Below are 24,247 nucleotides of genomic sequence, written 5' to 3'. Positions count from 1 at the left end.
CAAAATACGTCTAGAAGGAATAACAAAGCAGCCTCAGCCTTAAGTTCACAATATTAAATTTTTCTAATATAAGACATTCCCCTATTGTGAAAGTCCGACATTACTACTATTGTTACCAATACTTATTGTATGAAAATTAGAAGACCCTATTATCAGCATGTATTCCTACGTTGCCCGCCAACCTATCGTTGATAAACATAATAATTTATATGCCTATGAATTATTGTTTCGAGATACTGAAAACAACACATTTCCAAAAATACACCCCGACACGGCGACAACAACACTTATTGCAGAAAATGAACTCACTATGGGTTTGCAGAAAGTAACAGACAATAAATTAGCCTTTGTAAATTTCCCCACCGATACGCTAATTAATAACTTTCCAGATTTTATCGACCCAAGTACGGTTATTATAGAAATCCTTGAGGATGTAGAAGTCTCCGACAAATTAATCTCAGCGTTAGAAACACTCAGTAAAAAAGGTTATGTTTTTGCACTAGACGACTTTGACTTTGATGAAAAATGGTTACCTATTGTGCCATTTGCCCAAATAGTCAAAGTCGACATTCAGCTGGTAAGCCTTCTACAATGTATGAAGCAAATTAGGCGTCAAGAATATAAACATGTTATTTGGTTAGCGGAAAAGGTTGAGACAGAAAAACAGTTTGCTCAATATTTGTCACTCGGCTTCACCTATTTTCAAGGATACTATTTTTCTCCTCCTGAGATGATCAAGAAAAACAAAGTAAGCCTATCGCAAAACCTAGTTGTCGAGTTGATTAGCCTAGTGAGCGAACCTAAATTAAATTACAACACACTAGAACAACTATTCTTAAAAGACATAACGCTAACGTATAAATTACTGCGCTTTTTAAACAATGCAAACAAGCAACTTGAGAAAGAAATAGAAAGTGTCCGACACGCCCTTATATATTTAGGTGAGCACGAAGTTAAAAAATATTTATCATTGCTGTTAATCGCAAATTTAGCGTCGGAGAAAAATAGCGATTTAGTACTAAAGTCGCTTCAACGAGCTAAATTTTGTGAAATAGTTCTGACTAATGCAACGGATAATAAATTTGATGACAAAGCGTTCTTAGCGGGTATGTTGTCGCAGATAGATTTAATCTTAGGATACCCACTCGATGACGTTTTACAACTCATTCCATTGCACCCAGAAATAAAAGCGGCATTGGTAAAAATAGAATGTCGCCGCTCAATTGCGCTCCAAATCGCTATAGCAAAAGAGCAAAATAACGAAGAACTTGTGGTCAAATACGCCGAACAATTAGACGCACCAATGGAAAAAGTTGACGCCGCTTATGCGTTTGCGCTGGATTGGTCTAAAACTATCATTTAATGCTCTGATTTGCTTTGTGGTACACTCCGCCCCGTACCACATTTCTAATTAAAGAGGCCCTGATTTTGAGCGAAGTCATATCCAAACGTCTAAACAAATATATAAGCGAATCTGGCTTTTGTTCTAGACGTGAAGCCGACAAGTTAATCGAGCAAAATCGCGTAAAAATTAACGAACAAATTCCCGAGCTTGGCACAAAAGTTTTGCTAGGAGATACTGTAACAGTTGATGGTAAGTTGATTAAAGCGAGTGCCGAAAATAAGTCGGATAGGATCTATATTGCCTACAATAAACCAATTGGCATTACCTGTACGACTGAAAAACATGTTAGGGGCAATATCGTAGACGCGATCAATCACAAGCAACGTATTTTCCCAATCGGTCGCCTCGATAAACCTTCCGAAGGGCTCATATTTTTAACCTCTGATGGCGATATTGTTAATAAAATTCTTCGTGCCGAAAACGCCCATGAAAAAGAATATGTAGTTACTGTTAGCACCCCATTAAACGACCGATTTAAATCTCGAATGGAAAAAGGTATCCCAATCTTAGGTACCGTAACTAAACCTTGTAAAGTTAAGCTTATTGGGCCAAAGCAATTTTCAATTATTTTAACTCAAGGACTCAATCGACAAATTCGCCGCATGTGTGAATATTTGGGATATGACGTTACGAAATTAAAACGCACACGAATAATGAATGTATCGTTAAAAGGGTTAGCTGTAGGACAATGGCGAGAATTGACCAAAAATGAAATGGCGACAATAAATAACGCAGTGCAGGGCTCATCCAAAACAGCCGACTAAACCATACAAATATTGGCTTAAATAAACCACTAATATTGGCATTTTTGCCAGATAGTGGTTTATTAAACCAAACGCAACGTTTCTTTTTTATAAAAATATATTTTAAACCTTTAAAATCATATAGTTAAAACATGGCCTCGATTTTGATTGTTATAGCTTAATAACGTTAAAATTAGGACCGTTTAAAAATATGAAAAAGCTATTCGTTAAATTCACTATCCTTGCACTGTTTACTACTGCGATCTCAGCCTGTGTCATTCATGTTGGGGGCAACAAAGGCCAAAAAGCCAACGTGCAATTAACTGAAAAACTCGAGCTTGATGCCACAGGATTACGTAATTTTGAAATCGAAGCGGGTGCCGGCGACCTTACAATTAGAGGTATTGAGGGACAAACCAACATTATTGTTGAAGCTTCAATCTTCACAACAAAACAAAAAGATTATCAACTCACACTAAGAAAAAACGGTAAATCCGCTGAGCTAGTTGCAAAACATGACGGTAGTTCTGGCTACTGGATTGGCTCTTCACCGCGTATACATTTACAAATAACCATGCCACTTGAACTCGCTTTAACTATCGATGATGGTTCTGGGGATATTTCTATATCAAACGTCACCAACGGTATTGCGATTGACGACGGATCTGGAAACATTTTGCTCAACCAAGTTGCCAAAGACATTGTTATCGATGATGGTTCTGGTGACATCGTCGTTAAAAACGCAGACGGAAATGTTTGGATTGACGACGGCTCAGGTGAACTCTATATCGCCAATATTAAAGGTAATGTGGACATTGAAGACGGCTCTGGCGACCTAACAGTAACTCAAATATCTGGTTTGGTGACAATTGACGATGGTTCTGGCGACATCTCAATAAATACCGCTGGCGGCTTAACGATTATCGAATCGGGTTCTGGCGGATTGGCTATTTCTGGTATCAAAGGGAACGTCTCAATTGACGACTAATGGGGTATAAAATGAAAAAGCTTCTTTATACAATCACAGGTGGTTTGTTGGTGTTCTTAGGTTTGATATTTGTCATTGTCCCTGGGCCGTCGCTGTTGCTACTGATCCGAGGCTTGTATCTACTTAGCTTTGAATACCCAGCGGCAAAGGTTTGGCTAAAACGATGTCAAAAGATGTTGAGTAAGAGTGCCCGTTGGCTTGATGCTCAAATTAGCAAACGCCGCCGTTCCCATTAATTCAGCTGCAAAACGCCCGACCCTGTTGGGCGTTTTGGATTTTGCTATTCCTATTCCTATTCCTATTCCTATTCCTATTCCTATTCCTATTCCTATTCCTATTCCTATTCCTATTCCTATTCCTAAACAATCACAATGCCACCGCAACATTGTTAAAAAATACACATCTCAAATTAAAACCTAAACAAATTCAGTGTCAGCTTTCAATTTTCCTCATCGTTAAGTACTCTTAGGTCAATAAAAGATAGGCATATTCGAACCATGTGATTTTATCTCGCATTCGCCGTGCCATTATATCTACGACTTTGACTTCAAGGGATCTGCAGATAAATGAAGCGCTTAAGAAAACAAAAAATGCGATTGCGATTGGGTTAATCATCACCTTTTTGGCTATAGGACTAATAAACCCGCAAAACAAACTACTGCAGGAAAACATTTCAAAAATCGAAGGCATTATTTATGACCTAAGGCTCAACGCCACTCTACCGGATACCCCAAGAAAAAGTAGCCACAATATCTTTATTGTCGACATTGACGAAAAGGCGTTAGAAGAAGTTGGTCGCTGGCCATGGAGCCGTGCCACTATAAGCCGAATGGTTGAACAACTCAAAGAAGCTGGGGTCGTTGTTGTCGGATTCGACGTCGTATTTTCTGAACCAGAAATAAATCCCGTGGATACCTTAATCGACGCTGACGCTTTAAATCACCTCTCAAAATCTAAACTCGCTGAATTAAGGCTTAAACTCGACGCCGATACGCAGTTTGCACAAACCATAGCGGACTATGACGTTGTTTTAGGTGGTCTGCTACAACATGACAAGTCAGTTGACGTTGGTACGCTTAAACCGTCTCCTATTGTCATGTTGGACCCTAAAGCCGTTCGAATATCTAGTATGCACTTTGCCGGAAAAGTTGCGAATGTTGAGGTCCTCCAAGAAGCGGCAATCTCGCAGGGCTTTTTCAATTCTGTCCCAGATGTCGACGGAGCAATTCGCCGAGCCGCTTTAGTGTTTGAACATAATGGCGTGTTATACCCTTCCTTATCTATAGAAATAGCTCGCGTATATGAGCTCGCCGATGAAGTCTTTGTTGAGACTAAACCATCTGAGGGATTTGAAGGAGCTCATGATATTTCAGCCATCAAATTTGGCACTAAACGACGGATAAAAACAGACTCATTTGGTCGTGTATTAATTCCTTATCGTGGGGGACAAAAATCTTTCCCATATTATTCTGCTACTGACATATTACATGGACGCATCGCCCCTGAATTACTCGAAGGTGGCGTTGCGTTAGTGGGCACATCGGCTGTTGGCATTGCCGATTTACGGAAACCTCAGTCGGTATTCAATACCCAGGGGTTGAAGTACACGCCAATGTGGTTGAGGGTTTGCTTAATCCCGAGTTGTTTAAGTACCGTCCGGTATTTTGGGAAGGTGCCGTAGCAGCGCAAATTGTTATTTGGGGGCTGATTTTATCATTCGTCTTACCCTTCGTCGGGCCTATGTCGATGGCGGTTTGGGGACTTGTTTCCATCGCAAGCATCGTTGGGTTTAATTTCTATCTCTGGCAAGTTGAACAAATGGACCTCCCCATAATCCATGCATTAATAGTGTCAATCGGGATTTCAATATTTAATATTGCAAAGGGCTTCTTTAGTGAAAATGCAAACAAACAACGGATCAAATCGATGTTTGACCAATATGTACCACCAGCGCATATAGACCAAATGTTAAGTGATCCATCAAGCGCATCATTAAAAGGTGAAAGAAAAGAAATGTCGGTGCTGTTTTCAGATATCCGCAGCTTTACCAGCATCTCTGAAAAACTCTCCGCTAATGATTTAAAAGACATGTTAAATGAATACTTTTCTCCAATTACCAAGAGCATATTTGAGCATGAAGGTACAATCGACAAATACGTTGGTGACATGGTTATGGCCTTTTGGGGGCCCCTATCGACAACCCTAGACATGCTGAGTTATCGGTCATAGGTGGCTTTGACATGTTAAAAATCACCGCCTACTTACGGGAAGAGTTTGCGAAAAAGGACTGGCCGGCTGTGCGCGTTGGTATTGGGATAAATACCGGTGAAATGAACGTCGGTGACATGGGATCAGAATATCGTCGGGCATATACGGTGCTTGGCGACGCAGTGAATTTAGGTGCTCGTCTTGAAGGGTTAACAAAGTTTTATGGTTTGGAGTTTCTTGTTAGTGAATTCACCCGAGCGCAATGCCCTAATATCGCATTTAGGCCCGTGGACAAAGTAAAAGTAAAAGGTAAAGATTTGGCCGTCGCCATCTTTGAGCCCGTTTGCATGTTAGACGATTTGGACGATGTCACTAAAGTGGAAATCACCGATTTAGAATCGGCTTATCAAGACTACCTTGAGCAAAACTGGGACAGTGCGGATCAAAAGTACACCACTTTGCTAGAGCAGTTCCCAGAACGATACCTTTACAAAATGTATTTGGAACGCATTGAACAGCTCAGGCATGAAGACTTAGCAAGTGATTGGGATGGCTCGTTTACTCACACTTCGAAATAGCTCGAAATAGAATGAACGACCAGAGCATTCGTTATTGGGCATTGTTAGATTTTAAAGCAATGCCCGTTTCAACTATGTATTTTGAAATTCAACCCAAACAAAATGAAAGTACTGAGGTTATAACCCAGTTTCTTTACCCTTAGCGTCTGGCATTGCCGTCATTGCATCTAATTCGTCAAACTTTTCCAATAGCGATTGAGCAAATTCGAAAAAGCTTATTTTGCCTTTACCATCACTATTAGAGGCTTCATTACCCGAAGATTCTGGTAAGTCGACCTGTTCAAGTATTGAGCTTATCAATTGTTGCGGATGAGTAAAATGCTCTTTGGCAATGGTCAGGCTACGAGCTAACTCAGACGCAAATTTACCAATCGGTTTTAACTCGCTTAACACACTCGGTTTAAGTATTTCTTGTTCTGGTTGATAAGCCTGTATTGCTTTAACACTTCTTACGCGAGTCATAGAGAATGCAAAGGAACTGATCTCGTTTGAATCAAATCCCATATTCATCGCTTTCTCAAATGCCTTGTTTACATCACCACCATAAAAGTCAGTCGCTAAATCATTAACGCTATTTAGAATATCGTTTATCGCTTTTAACTCATTATCGTCGAGTTCACCGGTTACTGAAAACGCAAAGTTGTTTTCTTCTAAACTATCCGCTGACAAATAATTAAGCTGAGATTCGCCGAACTGTGTTTTTGTTGAGCCACTCGCTGACTCTGCCTGATAGGCCATTAATGAAGATGCGTTGATCGTAACGACATCTCCATCTTTTGTTTGCAATTCAAAACTAAAATCTCGAGCTTCACCCACTTGAACAGCGCTGTACTCAGCGAGCGTCTTACCAATATTTTGTCTTACTTCAGACTTAGAAGCTTTAGCAACAACGTCATTACTGCTAACAGCGCTATTGGCCAAGTCATTTACGTCGTTGTCAGAATTTTCAACTGCTGTTTCTGGTAGATACTTTTCTTTTAAAAGTTCTAATCCTGCAAGCACCTTTTCTTTGGTTAACGATATATCTTCATCAACTTCGGGGCTTAACAAGTTCATATCTTTTAGAACATCGTTGGCTTCGTCGTATCCCTTCTCAAAACCTTCTAAAGCAGCTTTTAATCTTGACTCGAGTTGCTCAGAAGTTGCGCCATCGGCCACATCATGTTTCAACCGCAATTCAACAAACTTTAAGATATTGTTTGCCGCAAGATTAGCTCGTTCTTCGCGTTCTTTAACTTCGAGTTCTTCTAAAGATGAATTTGCCGAAGGAAATTTTGCCTGCAGCGAGTCTTCAAGTCGACGATGAACCGTTTGCTGAAACATCGAAAAGCTTTTTTATCGCTACTATTGTATTGATAGAATGTAATTTGTTCGTGTGCTTTCACACCTGTCGAACTAGATTCTTCCATTGACCTTGTTTTGTTATTTGACGAACTCGGCCCTAAGTTACTCATCAAATTTGTGTCTAATCTAATCATATAAATTTCTACCTATATCTACCCAAGATTGTTATCGGCCATAACCCCCATTAGTTAACATTTTTTATTATATCTTTTTTGTATAAATAACGAACAAAAACATATATCCCAAAAACATATTGTTTTCCAGCTAGTTAGACTGATGTTTTGTCTTAAAAAATAATAAAGAATAAAAATTATTAATTAACAATAGACCCTAATGGGTATTTTGAGTCGTTTTAATCTAGTTTAGCTTTAGTTAAAAGACTCAACTTTAATTCAATGTTTGAATTAAAGTTGAGTCTGTGGCCTTATCTATGCAACTTAATAAGCTCAATACTGTGGAATTAATGGAACTTGACCAGCTCAAAACCTACCTAATCAATAAGCCTGAAACATTAGAGACATTTCCATTTGGAGACGACGTTTCTGTCTATAAGGTCAAAAACAAAATGTTTGCATTGCTCGCATGGCGTGACGACCAATTAATGTTAAATCTAAAGTGTGATCCGGACGAATCGATAATGCTTCGAGAAATCTTTCCAACAATTAAACCGGGCTACCACATGAATAAAAAACATTGGATTTCTATTTATTTTGAAGACCCCATTCCAAAAGGCGAAATAGAACGATTGATAGATAACTCTTTTATGCTCGTCGTAAATAAAATGGCTAAAAAGATCAATCGTCTATTTTATTACATTTATAATGTACTGAACCTTCACTTTCAATATATTGTGCCGTACCGCTCTTTATGAATAATCGCGAACGATTTTCGTCTCATCGCCCTCGTGCTAGCACATCATTTTTTAATTGGAGTGGTTCTACATATTGGCCTTTTTGTCAGTCATTCTCAAAAATTCATTGTAAAAAGGTGCCATATAGGCAAAGTAGCGGCGACGTGAAATATTTACCGCGAAGTGATATAACACACTGTAAAACATCATCTTATATGGAATAAGACAACAAGGAGAATTCCGTGGCTTTTGATTATGGCTCTATAGATCTCGGTCTAAAAACCCCTTTAAATTAGAGGGCAAAATCACTGCTCTAAGAGGAATTATTCAAACAATCGTTGGGATAAGTTTACTTGTCATCGCGTCGGGCTCAGTTAAAGAAGACCCTCGTATCGGCTGGATATTAATGATATTTGGTATGATCTCGCTTGGACTAGGTATCAAAATATTAGCATCTGGTATTTATAGTACATTACGCTATTTTGTCGGCAGAAATCACCCTACATCTCTTGCATATAATTTTAGTAAGTCAGAAACATCTACAGCACAAGAAGAAAAAATGATGTTGCATATAATGCTAAAACATTAGAAGAAATGCTGGTTGGTCGAAAAAACAGCACCTTCGTTGAACCCGTCGGTTTTCTATCTCGTCTTTTACATAGCTTAATTCCAAAATTATTATTTTTACCTTTTCCTATACGAAATATGGCCCAGCGTTTATTTGGTTCGTGGGTAAGTACCTTAGTAGCATTACTATCCTATGGTCTAATCGCATTTGTTTCTTTAGCCGGGTTTGCCGGTGAAGCAGGTGAATTGGCATTCCCTATTTATAGCACCCTATTAATGTTTTATATCCTATTTTCATGGCGTTCTGCTGGTAAACCAATCCAACGTGATGCAGAAACTCAGATTGAAGCATTAGGCTCAGGTACACTAGCCAAAATCATTTCGTTGTCATTTGTCTTTCCTATCATCATTGGCCTTCTTGTTTCTTGGTTAATGGCGCAAGGTAACCTAAACAAAGTGGATATAGATAATGCACTGACTCAATTGCCTGACTTTAATGCTGCGCTTTATCTTGTTGCGACTATCGTTTTAGCACTTATTTGCAGTGCCTTAATTTTTATTATGATCAAAGCTCGTCTAGGTAACTCTAATCCGGTAGCCGAAGTATCAGAACTTCGTGAAAATTGGCAGGAATCGGTACACCCTGAGGAAATTTTTATTAACCTCGATAACTTAGTCATGGCGAACCGCCGTTATAAAGAAGTGCCAAACCGAGTTTACAAGGAACTTGAACCACAACTGCAGGAACAAGTTGATGGTAAAGGTGGCTTTAAAGGCGAAATGATCCAAGAGATACAGCCGAAATTTAAGCCTTTATCATTAGGTAAAACCTTTCAAACTGCCCGTCTAGTTTCACTTATTTGTGGCAATGCACTTTATTTATTAGCCATTGCTTTTACTGTGCTATTTGCTTATTCCGCAATCGATATCATTCACTTTATCGACACGGTTAATATTGGCAACATTGAGCAAATAATAAATTCTGACCATCTATTGGAATTTAGTACGTTATTAATCGCAAGTTTTCACATCTTGCTTATTGGCTTTTTACTGCGTGCATTTGCAAGGCTACTGACCAATTGTGCTCATTTGTTCTATGCTGAAATGCAATTCGAGTCTCTGTTGGTCTACTTCAAGTGCGAAGGGACCTTTACTGAATCTAAAATTTCTACTGGTACTGGTATCCACGATAGCACTCGCTCTGAAAATACTTTGGTTCGAAGCAGTATTACGCCATGGATTATCGTTTCCCGCATCGTCTCTACTACATTTGCGGCGACTGGTATGAAAAACCTGGAGCATCCAAGACATATCATGGAGCTACACAAAGATAATGAGCAATTAGCCGCCATTAAAGCGGATGTCATTTCGTTCTTAAAAGACCGTGAATCTATAGCTTCAATTACCAGTGAACGAGATTTGGGGAATGCATCACAACTTTATCAGCTAAACCAGCAAACTAGAGCAAATCCAACATCTACGGCAGCGTTAGAACAAGATGAAGAAGCCGCGGGGTATTTGCGACAAGAAGAGGATCTTAATCCGACCGACAAAGGATAATTAATCTCTCTTGAGCTATCTTTGAAAAATCAAAAAATACTATTTTTTGATTTTTCAATTATCCGTTCCCATTACCGAGTTTATGTTTATATCATCAAAATAACTGCACAATCCGCTGTTGATACACCGCGATTCCACCATCAGTTATGGCCAATAAATGAGATCAAGCATTTTTCTGGAATAGACCATGATGTATTAAACAAACTCGAAAAAATGGGTTACAACTTGGTAGAAGGCGCATTTGGCGATCTACAAATTGTGATTAAGCAAGGTAATAAACTGCAAGCAGCTTCTGAAACTAACAAATTTAATCGAGGCGTAGCTAAAGTACTAGAGCAATAAATACGTAAACTCATCGTTTATTTAAAATCTGTTTACTTTACCTAACCTACAACGTGCGTTTAATTATTAGCGCACGTTGATTTTATCTCACTTAAAACTCTTCTAGAAATGACAACAACTAGCTTTTTTCTGAGCACACATCAAACACCGAACACCTGAACTAAAAAAGGCTCAACAATAATTGAACCCCAACGGTCATTATATGACCTAAAGTCATTTACGCAAGTGACCTCATAGTCACCACATCACTACACAACCAATTTCATCATTGTCGTAGCGATTTAATAGCCATTATTGCTCTGCAGATTTGCGCCGGCTTAATGCTAAGATCCTAGTCGACAAGCACTCATTTTTTAATAACCTTAATTAGTGCATAGTGTCTGCAGTATCTTAAAGTCATACATCGTTAGTTAAATTGAAATTGCCACAAAACTTAACGGTTACATTCCCATTATATTGAACAAAATTCACAGACAATCAAAGACCTAAAAAAGCAAAGCTAGTCACACAATAAACAAACTAAAATAAATTGATTTAGGGGCTTGCATCAGATAATTTCTCGGCTAATATTCTGACTAAATGGAGTGCAAATTATTATTTAGTAAAATTGGTTTTGAGGTAAAAACATCTATGTCAGAATTTCATGGTTTTATGCAGTCTAGTGAGTTTTACGACGACAAAAACTTTCCAAAAGGGTTTAAGCGATCTGGAGATTTTACAATAGCGGAATCCGAGATATTGTCATCTTTAGGTTCTAGGTTAGCGCAACTTAAACAGAAAAAAGTTGCAGCAGAAACCGACGCAGAAAAGCACTTTTTGGAAATGTGTGAACACAACTTGCTACCAGAAAGTGTTGTTGAGCGTGTTTGGGCCAAGTATGAAAATATTATCACTACGGGTAAACCCAAATATACGTTAACGGCAAAAGCGGAAGATGTGGAAGACGATCCGGATATAGACGATGACGATTTATAAAGATGTAAATGACTAAGCAAACTGGACAGCTGCTTAGACTAAACTCCAGCGTAGCCTAATTTAATCATTAGTGTAGGTATTGTGATCACGAGTCTGCACAAACAAAAAATCGCTGAACATCTTGTATTCAGCGATCTTTCACAGAGTAATTAAACCTAATATCACCCGTATCCACCAAAAAAGACTAACGGAGTACAGTGAGAATTTCGGCGCTAATAGTCTCCTAGCTTGTCGTCAGAAAATTACATCAACGACGAATTTCTTATGACGCCTACGGCTAACCCTTCAATTGCAAAGTCTTGGTAGTTCAAATCCACTTTAATAGGCGAAAACTCTTTGTTTTCTGCATGCAAGATAACTTGGCTACCGTTGCGTTCTAACCTTTTAACTGTCACATCTTCTTCTACGCGAGCAACAACGACCTGTCCGTCGCGAGCAGTTTGAGTTTTATGGACCGCCAAAAAGTCACCATCCATTATGCCGATATCGCGCATACTTTCACCCTCAACCTTCAATAAAAAGTCAGCGGCAGGGTTAAACATAGTTGGATCGACATTTATGTGGCTGTCCACGTGTTCCATCGCCAGTATTGGCGAACCCGCAGCAACTTTACCTATAACCGGTAGGCCAGTTTCCATCTGCGAAATATCTTCAGTCAAACGAATACCGCGGGATGTACCTGGCAATATTTCAATAAAGCCCTTTTAGCTAGCGCTTTTAAATGGTCTTCCGCCGCATTGGCAGAACGAAATCCTAGTCTTGTGGCAATTTCGGCTCGTGTTGGTGGCATACCAGTATTCACGATGCTTTGTTTAATTAAGTCTAATATTTGAGCTTGTCGTTCTGTTAACGGGCGCATAAGTCTGTTTTTCCATACAGTAATGATAACTGTCAGTATATACAGTCATTTATAAACTGCAAATAGAAAAACTAAATTCATTTGTAGGATTTACGAACCGATTTGCTAAAATCAACCTCGTCTTTTTGAAAATCATTAATTAAGCGAAAAAATGTCTATTATTGCATCTGTATTTTATTGGTTAACTCGACCATTTATTCGTACCAAAGTTGTTATCGATGATTCACTCGATTTATCGACGTTGAGTCAGAATCAACAGATAAGTTATGTGTTAACCACCGATTCATTTACTGACAAACTTGCGTTTGAGCAGGCATGTCGTGAACATAACTTAGCCTCGCCGTTTTCGAAACTTAAAATTCAGTTTAAGAGTTTTAACCGTACTTTTGGCGTTAAACCAATTAAGTCGATATTCAAAAATGAAAAAACACATATGCGGGATACGCTAGCAGAAGGTCAAAAAATTCTGCAGCAAGTTGAATTAAGCCAACAAGATGTCCTTTTTGTGCCAGTAATGATTTGTTGGGGTCGCTCGCCAGGGGTTGAACGCAAAGCAACCGATGACCAAAACAAAATTGGTATTTGGGATCTGGTAGCTGCAACGATTCAAGCCACGCCACTTCGAAAGTTTTTTATCGTATTATTTTCAGGCCGCCACAATTTTGTGCGAATTAGTAAGCCAGTATCCCTGCAAAAAATGGTCGCCAATCACGGTACTTCTGTGGATGCAGCTCATAAACTAATGCGTGTTGCGCGTATTCATTTCGAACGTCAGCGTTTAGTTGCGACAGGACCTAAAATCATGGCTCGTCAGGCATTTTTTAACAGTATGCTGGCAAGTCCTGCGTTGAAAAGAGCGCTGCAAGATGAAATGAAAACCAAAGACATCTCTTTGGTTGAAGCGAAAAAGAACGCAAACAAACTGCTACACGAAATCGCAGGTGATTATAACGAGACTTACGTCCGATTCTTCTCACGAATATTAACTTGGGTTTGGAACAAGATTTATAACGGCATACGTGTCCATAATTCTGACGAGTTACGTGAGTTGGCGCAAAAAGGCCACGAGATTGTTTATGTTCCTTGCCACCGCAGTCATATGGATTACTTATTGTTAACCTATGTAATCTATCATCAAGGGCTTGTTCCGCCTCACATTGCGGCGGGTATTAACCTCAACTTTTGGCCTGCAGGGCCTATATTTAGAAAAGCCGGCGCATTCTTTTTAAGACGCAGCTTTAAGGGCAACAAGTTATATTCGGCCGTATTTCGTGAGTACCTTAGCCAGCTGTTTATTAAAGGTTACCCAGTCAAATATTACACTGAAGGTGGGCGTTCTCGTACGGGTCGTTTGTTACCCCCAAAACAGGTATGTTGGCGATGACAATACAAGCCATGTTACGTGGTATAGACCGACCTATTACGCTTGTCCCTGTTTACATTGGCTATGAACATGTAATGGAAGTAAATACTTACCTAAAAGAATTGCAGGGTAAAAATAAAGAAAAAGAATCGGTATTTGCGATCTTTAAGGCTCTTCGTAACCTTAAAAATTATGGCCACGGTGATGTCAACTTCGGTAAGCCAATTAATTTAAACGAGATCCTAAACCAAACAGAACCTGACTGGCGGTCACTCATAACAGTTGACGACGTTGTCAAACCAAAATGGTTAACACCTGTTGTAAACCACACGGCAAATTTAGTAATGGAAAACATCAATGACGCCGCTGTTATCAATACCGTAAACCTTTGTGCGATGGCGTTGTTAACGTCAGAAAATCACGCTTTGCCGCGTGACGAAATGGATGAATTAATTGAGTTCTATTTACAATTACAGCAAGCGGTTCCATATTCAGACAAGGTGAAACTACCTAGTTTAACCAGTAGCGAAGTCATTGATGAAGCCATCCGTTTAGAGAAAGTGGAATCTGAGAACGACGAATACGGCACGATTATTCGTCTTGACGATACCAATGCAATATTAATGAGCTACTACCGCAATAATGTCGTTCACCTTTTTGCGGTACCGTCTGTAATCGCAGGGATCATATTAACCCGCCGAAACTCAACAAAACGAGACGTAGTCGAAATTGTATCTTTGCTTATTCCTCTTCTACGTGACGAGTTTTTCATGACGATCACCGACTTGGAATTATATATCGATAATACTATTGAATACTTCGAGTCCCATGACGTTATTCAACTAAATAGTGATGGCGAATTTTTGGTTGACCGTCAAAGTGATGGTTACTCTCAGCTGAACCTATTGGCCCGTATAATGAAAGATACCCTACAACGATATGCACTCACGTTTAATCGCGTAGCGCAACTTGACGGCGTACAACGTGGCGAATTGGAACGAGATTGTTTGAAGCTAGCAAAACGTTTACTCAAATTACACGACCTAAAAGCACCTGAGTATTTTGATAAAAAGTCATCTCAGGATTAGTAACATGTATTCGAGAGCAAAAGCTGGTGAAAATAGATGAAGCGGGCTTAATGCACCTATCAACTGAAGGCGAACAAACCGCAAACTACATTAACAGCTTGTTAAGTACTGAAGTTTTGCAATCGTTAAAGTCATTAGGCTAGACAAAAAATAACGCAATAAAAAAGGTCGACTCTTTACACGTCGACCTTTTACTTATCTGTTATCTAACTTTTAGATAATTTTGTGTTTGCGACAAATTTATTTTCGAGGAAACTTTTGTCGGTCGCGAATAACACCTTCTTGAGTTGCCGACGCAATTAAATTACCTGCTTGGTCAAAAAATTGCCCTTTAACAAACCCTCGGCCGCCACTCGCACTGGTACTTTCCATGTCATATAAAATCCATTCATCCATCCGAAACGGACGATGGAACCACATAGAGTGGTCTATTGTGGCAACTTGCATGTCTCGTTGTAAAAAGCTTTTTCCATGCGGAAACAAAGCCGTAGGTAAAAAATTAAAGTCCGATGCATAAGAGAGTAAATAGCGATGAACCCGCGGGTCACTAGGTAAAATGCCGTTGGCTTTAATCCAAACTTGGCGACGTGAATTCATCACCTTCGGATTAAATGGGTTGTTAACCTGTACATGCCTAATTTCAATCGGCTTTTCACAACTAACGATATCATGTAAATGCGGTGGAATTTTATCAATGTTTTCCTGATAAAACTCGTATTCAGAAAGTAAACCGTCCGGACCTTAGCACGTCAGGTTTAGCAGCCTGATGCTCATAACCAAGTTCTTCACTTTGAAATGACGCTGTCATATAAAAGATCGGCTTACCAAATTGAATTGCTTTAATCCGACGTGTGCTAAAGGAACCACCGTCACGAATATTTTCAACGTCATAAATGATCGGTTTACGGTCATCCCCTGGACGCAGGAAGTAGCTATGAAAGGAATGCACAAAACGTTCATCCACAGTCTCTTTGGCCGCACTTAACGCCTGACCAATAACTTGTCCACCAAATACATGACCAAAACCTAAGTTTTGGCTTTGTCCACGGTAAAGACCTTCTTCTATTTTTTCTAAACTAAGGTGCGTTAATAGCTGGTCGAGTACTTCACTCATTATACGTCCTTTCCTTTACGGACAAGCGTCCAGTCAATTTCTTCGTGTAAAATACGGTCAAGCGCAACATAATGCAGCACATCACCTGTTGTGATTAGCGAGTCACTAGCCGGGTTTAGTGTCATGTCCAAACCGATACGATCTTTGGCGACAGCAAGTAAAATCGCATTATGATGTTGTTTAAAATAGTAAAATAATTGACCAAACTGAACGTTACCAATATCTTCTGGTACTTGCGTAGAAAACTGAGTATTACCTTGAAGTGTAGACATCAATTCGTCATGTAATCGGCTGCTACCTGGGTCTTGCATTGAACGTACAAGTATCTCAGCCGTTTTAGAGCTATTGCATTCAACATTATCAGTATACTTATTTAACATTTCAACTTTCGTCTCGTCGTCAAAGTAAGCACTTATATGGCAATCATCCGCCACTAAAGGACTGAGTTTTAAAGCGCACGTAAATGTCATGTCGTCGGTAATGCAATCCACTATTATCCGATCGGCTTCCGCCACGTTGACCCGCTTCAATTCATCGTCATCAGTAAACGAAGAAAGACGAGCGAATTCAACCATTGGATTATCTAAAAATGGATGCTCCATATCTTCAAAAACACACAATAATATTGTGCGTTGCATGCGGCGTTTGTCGCCAAGTATGTGTTCGATAATTTTTGCGGTACGAGTTTCATGCCAGCCAAAAATTAAAATGTGCGTATCTAAGTGACTAAAATCTTTTTCGCCTGTCATAACTTGCCTTAATACTTTTGTTACTGATTGTCCTAATTTACCTAATAGTGCCCCAAAAATTGCCAATCCTAATGGGATTTGCACCAGCGCGACTATCCATTTACCCGCCTCTGTAGTTGGACTCATATCGCCAAAACCAACCGTACTTGTTGTCACGACGTAGTAATAGACAAACGCATCCCAACGAGTTAGTGCCGTCTCTCCAGCACCCACCAGCGCTAACCAACTTATCGCCGCGTGGGCAATAAATAGCAGGAAGATAGTATTCCAAGTAACCTGACTAAATTGTATTTTCAGGAATCGTATTAATTGATTAACGACCAACTAGAGACTCTCCTTTTGTTTAGTATTTGAAATGTACTTTTGAATTTGTTTTTCTAGTACCAACAGCGGCACAGAACCATTCTTAAGCACAGTATAATGGAATTCACGGATATCAAATTTATCGCCAAGTTGTCGCTCAGCTTCTTGTCGTAATCGCGATATCGTAAGTTCACCTATTTTATAAGACAACGCCTGAGCAGGCCATGAAATATAACGATCTATTTCAGTTTCAATATTATGCTCTGAAAGCGCGGTATTAGCTTTCATATAATCGATAGATTGTTGCCTTGTCCAATCCTTCATGTGCATACCGGTATCGACGACTAATCGACAAGCGCGCCACATTTCATAGGTTAAACGTCCAAAATTAGAGTATGGGTCTTCATAAAACCCTGCTTCTAGTCCCAGTTTTTCGGCATACAGGCCCCACCCTTCACCAAAGGCCGACATATAATAATTTGAGCGATAAGCTGGCGTATCAGTCATTTCACGGGACAACGAAATTTGCAAATGATGACCCGGAACTGCTTCGTGTAACGTTAGTGCTTCTAATTCGTACAAAGGTCGACGTTCAAGTGCATAGGTATTAACCCAATAATAGCCGGCGTCTGTATCTTTAGACGCGCCCACATATCGCCCAGTTGTGTACTTTGGCGCAATATGATCTGGCACCGGCGCAACCCCATAAGGTGTTCTTGGTAAATGCTTAAATAACTGAGGCAGTTTGGCATCCATTTTTTAGATAGATAAGCCGCTCGCATCAATAGCTCTTCTGGTGTCTTGGCATAAAACTGCGGGTCGGTTCGCAGAAACGCTAAAAACTCACTAAATGAACCAGAAAAATTTACCTGCTCAATAATCGACTGCATTTCTGCTCTTATTCGAGCCACCTCCTGCAATCCTTTCTGATGAATTTCTTCCACAGACATATTTGTCGTTGTGTAATGCAGCGCTCGGTTTTGATAAAACTCGCTACCATTTGGTGTGTACTTAACCCCGATGGTGTCACGAGCTTGCGGAAAATACTGTTGATTGAAGAAGTTTAGGTAACGCTTATAAGAAGGTACAACAAAATCGCTAATCGCAAGTTGAGCGGCATTTTGTAGCTCTGCTATTTCAGGCTCTGAATATAAATCGCCTATCTGAGTAAACGGACGGTAATAGACACTTTCTGTTGGCACTTTTGTAATAAAGGCTTTTATGGTGCCATCGTATCCAGCTAACACTGCTTTGGGTTGACTATTCCCCTTTTTTAGCCCTTCGTTCATCCACTTTATTTGCTGGTCAAAGTATTTTGGAAAGGCTTTTAATCGAGCAATATAGTTGAGTAAACTTTGTTTAGATTTAACGTTCACACCACTTGGTAAAAAAGCCAATGAGGTATGAAAACCGCCTTCTGCGGTTAATGGCATTTGATGGCTTTTAAATCGATATTCATCAGCAATGTTTTGTAATCTATGGGTCAGTACAACGTGGTTTATTTGTTCTTGTTCCGATAGGGAAGCAACATCAATATCCGCTAATAGTTGTAACTGTTTTAATGTTTGTTCGTACTCTTCGTGAAGCTTTTCTGCAGAAAGATCTGGCAATTGCCCAGCCCGCGGATCATCACTATTGGGATCCGCAGAAAAAGGTGACTGAGCTTGGCGGTATTCCCAAATAGTGTCCGACACACGATTAAAGTTTTTAGATGCATCCGGAGTGGCGGCACAACCAGCCAGCAGACAAATTGGTAAAACCAACAGAAGTAATTTCATTTCACTTAATTCCCTAATAGTTTACGCCATCCGGATTTTGGTTTTTCCAGAGTCACTACTTTACTTAATGTCGCTTCCCAAAACGGTGTTAGTAGACTCGTCGCGAGTTTTGTGAAGTCATGTTTATCAGCCCCAAGATCACTATGAGGTTTTGATAAAACCCAAGCGGTAGCAATTAATGCCAAGCTACGTTGCAACAAGGCATTCCATTCTTTTGCCGTGACATCCGGATTGAGTTCTTTAAAAGTAGGGACTAAGCGTTTAAATTCATTTACCTTACGAGTTTGAAATCCAAAATGAAATTTGTCATCAACCTTTGGCTCTAACATAGCGTCACTAATTCGATACAACTGACCTAGGGTCGGTTCTTGCTGCCAGTACTCCAACATAAATTGACAAATATCATCTAAGTTGTTTTCTTCAAATTGTTGCATTTTACGAGCAATATCCTGTAACCACTTTTGAATGTGGCGCTCAAGAAGCGTTAAAAGATAGCTTCTTTACTCGTAAAATAGATATAGACCGTACCTTTGGCAATGCCTGCAGCGGTAGCGATTTGACTGGCAGAAGGCAGTTCACCTTTATTAGTTTTAAATAACTGCTCGGCGGCATCAATGATGCTATTTGTTCGATCAAGTTTTTGCTGCTGGCTTTTTGCTTTTTTCATTTCCATTCGTATGACCTAAATTTACTTACTGTAATCGTTCACTTTTGCTGTCCATCAGTAAATATTACAGTATTTTCTTGACCTTAAAATAAAAGAATCTTAGTTTATAACATGAATATAAGGGAATGTTCATTAACCCTGTTGTGAATTTACAACACGATAATCACATTTTGTTCTTGTTGCTTATCCGTAGCGCAGCAGTACAATGTGTCCAAGTTTTATTTGCGTTGAAAATCGCCCTGAGGTCTGTGCGGCATGAAATACCTTGATACCATAGAGCAAGCTGACGGCATGTTACAAAAAACGTTAGGTTTTTTGAAACAACATCGTTTGCCAGCCAATCCCATAAATTATGGTGTTGTATATGAGTATATGGCTGAAACAAATAAGGACATTTCAAAAACATTAGACCGTGATTTAAAGGCCGGCAAAACCATAGATTCATTTTTGATGGAGTCATTGTACAAAGACTTCATTTTACAACAAGACGCCAAGCAAGAAGCCATTGTTGATGATGTTCACAATGTCGTATCCACCACGCAAAAACATGCAACAAAAGCACATAAAGACACGTCGAACTATATCTCTATATTAGATGAAGGCATGTCGATGTTAGACCGTGAAGACACAACGTTGTCGAAACAGGTCATCGACCGACTCATTAAGATTTCTTCCTCGATGAAAAATTCTCAGACCGTATTGTTGAAAGCGTTACGCCAAGCACAGGCGAAAACAGCGGAACTTCAACAACAAATAGATGAGTATGAAGAAAGTAAACAAATCGACCAACTTACTGGACTATTTAATCGCTCGGTTTTAAACCAAACTGTCGACATGTGGGTCAGTAACGATGTTCAAAACATCGCGGCCATTGCCATAAACCTCGATCACTTTAAACAATTTAATGATAACTACGGTGTCACGATAGGAAACGTAATTTTATCTAAAGTTGCTCAGAAAGTTAAAAGTTACGTAGCGGATAGCGGCTTGCCGGTTCGCACCGGTGGTGAAGAATTTTTGATCATGATCCCTGAGGCTGATGTACATACTGCGGGTGAGATTGCCGAAAAAGTGCGCCAAGGCGTAGAAAAATTACAATTTGTTAATGCTAAAAACCGTCAACGATTACCCAAAGTTACCGTTTCCTCGGTGTAACATCATATAATTCTAAAATCGGAATTGAAGGTACGTTACAAAAAGCCACATCGGCAATGAGAATGGCTAAGGCAACCGGACGAAATCGAGTATTTACCGACAGCTAGTAAACGGCATAGCGGTTCTATAGCCCTACGAGTACTGCTGCACTAAATTATTGTCTCCCTTCTCAAAATGGGATACAGGTTACTAAACCTTGCAAATTAGATTTGCTCATAAATTGACAGGGGTTTTGCTATTAGGAATCCTTGAACGCCGTATGCACCTACTTCTTTTGCTAAGTCTAGCTGTGTATGAGTTTCTATATTAGGGATAACCGCATTAACACCTAGTTTATCAACGAGATCACAAATCATGCTTAAGTAGTCTTTGTTTGCCGACGAGTCTTCATGGTTAATATACCGGCTATCGAGTTTTAGCCAATGAACTTTCATATCAGAAAATCTCGCCAAACTACTTGAGCCACGACCAAAGTGGTCGATTGCAATTTGCACCCCCATATTGGCGATTCTAAAACTGGCTTCGCGCGCAGTTTGGCAGTGAGACAAATCTATTTCATCAAATTCCATGATCAAATTATTAGCCAACCCCGGTGAGCTTTCTAACATTTCCACTAACCATTTCATAAACTCTTCGGACTTAAGTGAAAATGCCGATACATTGATAGAAATTTTGCCCGCGACAGCGCCAAATAAAAATGTTTATGAAGTTCTTCTAAGATCCGTTGGTCAAGCACTGCAGTTACATCAAATTTTTCAGCCATTGTAATAACAGTACCAAGTGAAACAGCCTGATCGTTGACCGTCAACTTCGTATATAGCTCGGTAAACAACAAGGTATTTTGACTGGTGGAAACTACAGGTTGAAGAAAGAACTCAACTCGTGCTGTTTCCATCGCTGCTAATAACTCACCTTTAGAACCATAAACCGTTGAGCCCGCCTCATTAACAACGGAGCTATCAACATAAAACCGTTTACCTTGGGTAATCGCATGTTTAAGCGCAGTATCAACTCGTTTTAACAGTGATTTGTTGGTATCCGTTTCTAAGAGCTCAACTGCACCTAAAACGGCACCGCCGTATATTTTTAAAGGCGTGCAATCGACCATCTGCTTTGCAATGTCTTTGGTAAAATCAACAATTTCCTGCGCCCCAAAATGCAATAACAAAACGCCCATTTCTTGTTCGTTCAATTGAAATAATTGAATGTTTTTACCTAAACCATGGGTTCGTTCGACGCTGTTTTTTACAAATTCAAGTACCGTTTTATAGGTAGGAAAACCCTGTTCGAGTTTCAACTTACCCAAATTAGTTAAATGCACGACCACCAAGCCGCAATGAACCTTGTCATTTTCTGTGTTAATCACATCGGTTATGGCGGCGTTAAAGTATTCGCGGTTAGGTAATCCCGACACGGTATCGTGATAAACGCTATGTTTGAGTTCATCCATCCGTTCCTGTTGCGTATCAAACAAAATTTTAATTTGTTTGGTCATATCATTGTGGGCTTGAATCAACTGCTCAAACTCAGCAATACCTGACCGAGTTTCTATTTGTGGATAATGTTTATTAGCAACAGCTGCCGCCTTAGCGTTGAACCGCGCTAATGGGGCGCAATACAATATTAAAAAGAGCGAGCCCTAAAGCCCATGCGATAAGTCCGACAAAAATAGTAATAGATAACATGTCGGTAAACTGTCGCCAAATAAACTGATAAAACGCATATGGATGTATTTCAACTTCCAACTCGCCAATTTTATCAATACCGCGATACAGTTCTTGGCTTCCCATTATAACTTCTAGTGGCAATATCGTTTGGAACCAAAGCGGCACCCCGCGGTAGCGCTGAGATCAGTACGTTGATATAAAACGGATTTAGTGGCATCCGCTGCAAACAAACTAATACGTGAATAATTCCCGCATCATAAAAACTGTCTATTTTGGCTTGATAGAGTTCTTGGTTTGCAGACATTAACGCCAAATGGAGGGGGTCAGATAAATATTGGGCAGCAGTATTCGATTGATTCACTAACTCTTGCACCGTAAGTTGCCTTACGTTTAACAAAGAAAGCCACGCGTATCCGGCGACTAAGAGGGTAATAATTAAACTGTGGATTACAAACAGCTGACGGGAAAGTTTCAATTCAACACCTCAAAAGATCACAAATAACAATTCAGCGACAATTCACTATTAAATTCGAGTTCCAGCACGACTAAAATGCACCGACGCAGGGTCGATTACAGATACCACCGACAAGTGTTGTAAATTTAAATGTTCATTAAATTCAGCTTTATCTAATACTTGGTCACGAAGCAAAATACGAGCGCCATCACTACTGTTAAATAATAAGGCTACTTGATTATGATTATTTTGATTTAAATAGACCAACCGAAAAGCAGATGAGTCAAAGCCTAGTTGAGATAACATCGACCATTTCATAAATGCTAATTCAGCGTCATTCGCCGTTCCCGTTTCAAAAACATCGTTATAGAGTTGCGAAACATGAGTAGCATTTAAGTTATTGGATTGAATTTGAGCAGTCAGCGCCTGAACTCGACTGAGTTTTTGATTTTTATCTAAAGTGTGTTTTTGCAATTCTAATTGTTGCCACTGAACACGCAAAAGCGCTTGCTGACTGGCATCGGCAAGGTTCATGGTGTAAATCAATGACACGATAAAAATAAGTATGCGCATAAGGTGCTTTTTTTATTGTTATTATTTTGTCAGTCTAGCAAAGAAATTAGATTTGGTTAAGTATTCTACAATTCGATATTCTGATTTTTTCTTTGGTTTCGCCTACACAATTCAGTAAACTAGCTTCATTCAATTAAAACAGTACGCAAAAATCAATGACCTCAGAATTTAAATCCGAAGAAAAAACCCATTTTGGTTACCAAACTGTAGACAAAAATGACAAGCAAAACCTAGTCGCAAATGTTTTTCATTCTGTCGCGGCGAAATACGACATTATGAACGATTTAATGTCGATGGGAATTCATCGGGTTTGGAAGCGCTTTACAATTGATGCTAGTGCAGTGCGCCCGCAAACAAGGTACTCGATCTAGCCGGTGGTACTGGTGACTTAACACGTAAATTTAGCGAAATCGTTGGTGAAAACGGCCAAGTCGTTTTAGCCGACATAAACGACTCAATGATTAAAGTAGGTCGTGAAAAGCTCGAAAACTTAGGCGTTGTTGGCAACGTAGAATACATTCAAGCAAATGCAGAGGCATTACCATTCGCCGACAATACATTCGACATTGTTACTATTGCATTTGGTTTACGTAACGTAACTGACAAAGACGCAGCGCTTAAATCGATTTATCGCGTATTAAAGCCTTAGTGGACGATTATTAGTACTTGAGTTCTCTAAGCCAAACCAAGAGTGGTTAAGCAAGGTATATGACTTTTATTCGTTTAACATTTTACCTAACGTTGGCCAATTAATTGCCAATGACAAAGAAAGCTATTTGTACCTATCTGAGTCGATTCGAATGCACCCGGATCAAGAAACACTTAAAACGATGATGCAGAGCGCGGGCTTTGACCAAGTCAATTATTCAAACCTAACCGGCGGTATTGTCGCGTTACACAAAGGATTTAAATTCTAA

General features: G+C 39.6%; 23 protein-coding genes and 5 pseudogenes. 16 read left to right on the top strand and 12 right to left on the bottom strand.

From position 1 onward, the window contains the following. Positions 1-157 precede the first annotated feature (157 nt). From PN838_RS16695 to PN838_RS27880, 8 genes are all read left to right on the top strand, one after another. Entirely contained in the window at positions 158-1,363 is a 1,206-nt protein-coding gene (locus tag PN838_RS16695; RefSeq protein WP_272181396.1) for an EAL and HDOD domain-containing protein, read from the top strand. Positions 1,364-1,428: 65 nt separating this feature from the next. Continuing rightward, positions 1,429-2,169 carry a 23S rRNA pseudouridine(2604) synthase RluF gene (rluF, locus tag PN838_RS16690; protein ID WP_272181395.1) on the top strand — a complete coding sequence of 247 codons (741 nt, stop codon included), beginning with the start codon at positions 1,429-1,431 and terminating at the stop codon, positions 2,167-2,169. A 190-nt stretch (positions 2,170-2,359) separates the two neighbouring features. Next, positions 2,360-3,136, top strand: coding sequence for a DUF4097 family beta strand repeat-containing protein (locus PN838_RS16685; protein WP_215964659.1), 777 nt, complete (start codon positions 2,360-2,362; stop codon positions 3,134-3,136). Then, positions 3,136-3,372: a PGPGW domain-containing protein gene (locus PN838_RS16680; protein WP_334313395.1), complete on the top strand. Its 237-nt coding sequence runs from the start codon at positions 3,136-3,138 to the stop codon at positions 3,370-3,372. Before PN838_RS16685 ends, PN838_RS16680 begins: the two co-directional genes overlap by 1 nt. Next, complete coding sequence (locus PN838_RS16675; RefSeq protein WP_272181393.1) at positions 3,335-3,556, top strand: hypothetical protein; 222 nt, start codon at positions 3,335-3,337, stop codon at positions 3,554-3,556. The genes PN838_RS16680 and PN838_RS16675 overlap by 38 nt, the downstream gene beginning before the upstream one ends. A gap of 79 nt (positions 3,557-3,635) precedes the next feature. Continuing rightward, positions 3,636-4,817, top strand: a complete 1,182-nt coding sequence (locus tag PN838_RS16670; protein ID WP_272181392.1) for a CHASE2 domain-containing protein — start codon at positions 3,636-3,638, stop codon at positions 4,815-4,817. Then, the gene (locus PN838_RS27885) at positions 4,751-5,365 is read left to right on the top strand and encodes an adenylate/guanylate cyclase domain-containing protein (RefSeq protein WP_334313394.1); all 615 of its coding nucleotides are present in this window, start codon (positions 4,751-4,753) and stop codon (positions 5,363-5,365) included. Before PN838_RS16670 ends, PN838_RS27885 begins: the two co-directional genes overlap by 67 nt. After that, positions 5,317-5,922, top strand: coding sequence for an adenylate/guanylate cyclase domain-containing protein (locus PN838_RS27880; RefSeq protein WP_334313393.1), 606 nt, complete (start codon positions 5,317-5,319; stop codon positions 5,920-5,922). The genes PN838_RS27885 and PN838_RS27880 overlap by 49 nt, the downstream gene beginning before the upstream one ends. A gap of 117 nt (positions 5,923-6,039) precedes the next feature. On the opposite strand, the gene PN838_RS16660 is transcribed toward PN838_RS27880, so the two are convergent. Further along, complete coding sequence (locus tag PN838_RS16660) at positions 6,040-7,245, bottom strand: DUF5610 domain-containing protein (protein WP_272181391.1); 1,206 nt, start codon at positions 7,243-7,245, stop codon at positions 6,040-6,042. 439 nt (positions 7,246-7,684) lie between these two features. Between PN838_RS16660 and PN838_RS16655 the strand changes: the two genes are divergently transcribed. The 4 genes and pseudogenes from PN838_RS16655 to maoP all read left to right on the top strand — a co-directional run bounded on the left by PN838_RS16655 (position 7,685) and on the right by maoP (position 11,560). Beyond that, entirely contained in the window at positions 7,685-8,137 is a 453-nt protein-coding gene (locus PN838_RS16655; RefSeq protein ID WP_272181390.1) for an MmcQ/YjbR family DNA-binding protein, read from the top strand. 221 nt (positions 8,138-8,358) lie between these two features. Next, a pseudogene (locus PN838_RS16650) lies at positions 8,359-10,243 on the top strand (hypothetical protein). 21 nt (positions 10,244-10,264) lie between these two features. After that, a complete protein-coding gene (locus PN838_RS16645; RefSeq protein WP_272181389.1) occupies positions 10,265-10,585 on the top strand; it encodes a gamma-glutamyltransferase in 321 nt (106 codons plus the stop codon). Positions 10,586-11,164: 579 nt separating this feature from the next. Further along, positions 11,165-11,560, top strand: a complete 396-nt coding sequence (maoP, locus tag PN838_RS16640) for a DUF413 domain-containing protein (protein WP_272181388.1) — start codon at positions 11,165-11,167, stop codon at positions 11,558-11,560. Between the two features lie 242 nt (positions 11,561-11,802). On the opposite strand, the pseudogene lexA reads toward maoP, so the two are convergent. Then, positions 11,803-12,419: pseudogene (gene lexA / locus PN838_RS16635) on the bottom strand (transcriptional repressor LexA). Positions 12,420-12,570: 151 nt separating this feature from the next. Between lexA and PN838_RS16630 the strand changes: the two are divergent. Together PN838_RS16630 and PN838_RS16625 are read left to right on the top strand one after the other, a co-directional pair. After that, positions 12,571-13,803 (top strand): 1-acyl-sn-glycerol-3-phosphate acyltransferase, encoded by a 1,233-nt coding sequence (locus PN838_RS16630; RefSeq protein ID WP_272181387.1) that lies wholly within the window; start codon positions 12,571-12,573, stop codon positions 13,801-13,803. Continuing rightward, on the top strand, positions 13,800-14,870 hold the full coding sequence (locus tag PN838_RS16625) for a lysophospholipid acyltransferase family protein (protein ID WP_272181386.1): 1,071 nt from the start codon (positions 13,800-13,802) through the stop codon (positions 14,868-14,870). The genes PN838_RS16630 and PN838_RS16625 overlap by 4 nt, the downstream gene beginning before the upstream one ends. Positions 14,871-15,110: 240 nt before the next feature. Here PN838_RS16625 and tesB read toward each other — a convergent pair. The 5 genes and pseudogenes from tesB to PN838_RS16600 all read right to left on the bottom strand — a co-directional run bounded on the left by tesB (position 15,111) and on the right by PN838_RS16600 (position 19,487). After that, positions 15,111-15,984 (bottom strand): annotated as a pseudogene (gene tesB, locus PN838_RS16620) (acyl-CoA thioesterase II). Then, positions 15,984-17,057, bottom strand: coding sequence for a potassium channel family protein (locus PN838_RS16615; RefSeq protein ID WP_272181385.1), 1,074 nt, complete (start codon positions 17,055-17,057; stop codon positions 15,984-15,986). Before PN838_RS16615 ends, tesB begins: the two are co-directional and overlap by 1 nt. After that, a pseudogene (locus tag PN838_RS16610) lies at positions 17,058-18,814 on the bottom strand (DUF885 domain-containing protein). It lies immediately after the preceding gene. 5 nt (positions 18,815-18,819) lie between these two features. Then, the gene (locus PN838_RS16605) at positions 18,820-19,281 is read right to left on the bottom strand and encodes a hypothetical protein (RefSeq protein ID WP_502592202.1); all 462 of its coding nucleotides are present in this window, start codon (positions 19,279-19,281) and stop codon (positions 18,820-18,822) included. A 17-nt stretch (positions 19,282-19,298) separates the two neighbouring features. Next, positions 19,299-19,487, bottom strand: a complete 189-nt coding sequence (locus PN838_RS16600; RefSeq protein WP_272181383.1) for a TetR/AcrR family transcriptional regulator — start codon at positions 19,485-19,487, stop codon at positions 19,299-19,301. Between the two features lie 249 nt (positions 19,488-19,736). Between PN838_RS16600 and PN838_RS16595 the strand changes: the two genes are divergently transcribed. Beyond that, the gene (locus PN838_RS16595) at positions 19,737-20,636 is read left to right on the top strand and encodes a GGDEF domain-containing protein (RefSeq protein WP_272181382.1); all 900 of its coding nucleotides are present in this window, start codon (positions 19,737-19,739) and stop codon (positions 20,634-20,636) included. A 203-nt stretch (positions 20,637-20,839) separates the two neighbouring features. On the opposite strand, the gene PN838_RS16590 is transcribed toward PN838_RS16595, so the two are convergent. From PN838_RS16590 to PN838_RS16570, 5 genes are read right to left on the bottom strand one after another with little or no spacing between them, the layout of a single operon-like run. Further along, entirely contained in the window at positions 20,840-21,262 is a 423-nt protein-coding gene (locus tag PN838_RS16590; RefSeq protein WP_272181381.1) for an EAL domain-containing protein, read from the bottom strand. Then, positions 21,259-22,257, bottom strand: a complete 999-nt coding sequence (locus tag PN838_RS16585; RefSeq protein ID WP_272181380.1) for a diguanylate cyclase domain-containing protein — start codon at positions 22,255-22,257, stop codon at positions 21,259-21,261. The genes PN838_RS16590 and PN838_RS16585 overlap by 4 nt, the downstream gene beginning before the upstream one ends. Beyond that, positions 22,223-22,426 carry a hypothetical protein gene (locus tag PN838_RS16580; protein WP_272181379.1) on the bottom strand — a complete coding sequence of 68 codons (204 nt, stop codon included), beginning with the start codon at positions 22,424-22,426 and terminating at the stop codon, positions 22,223-22,225. Before PN838_RS16580 ends, PN838_RS16585 begins: the two co-directional genes overlap by 35 nt. Next, complete coding sequence (locus PN838_RS16575; protein ID WP_272181378.1) at positions 22,395-22,778, bottom strand: hypothetical protein; 384 nt, start codon at positions 22,776-22,778, stop codon at positions 22,395-22,397. Before PN838_RS16575 ends, PN838_RS16580 begins: the two co-directional genes overlap by 32 nt. Before the next feature lie 48 nt (positions 22,779-22,826). Beyond that, entirely contained in the window at positions 22,827-23,330 is a 504-nt protein-coding gene (locus PN838_RS16570; RefSeq protein ID WP_215964644.1) for a hypothetical protein, read from the bottom strand. Between the two features lie 155 nt (positions 23,331-23,485). On the opposite strand from PN838_RS16570, the pseudogene ubiE reads away from it, so the two are divergent. Then, positions 23,486-24,247, top strand: a pseudogene (gene ubiE / locus PN838_RS16565) (bifunctional demethylmenaquinone methyltransferase/2-methoxy-6-polyprenyl-1,4-benzoquinol methylase UbiE).

Source organism: Psychrosphaera algicola (genome assembly GCF_028401425.1).
Classification (GTDB): domain Bacteria; phylum Pseudomonadota; class Gammaproteobacteria; order Enterobacterales; family Alteromonadaceae; genus Psychrosphaera; species Psychrosphaera algicola.
This window is presented reverse-complemented; position numbering and strand designations above follow the sequence as displayed.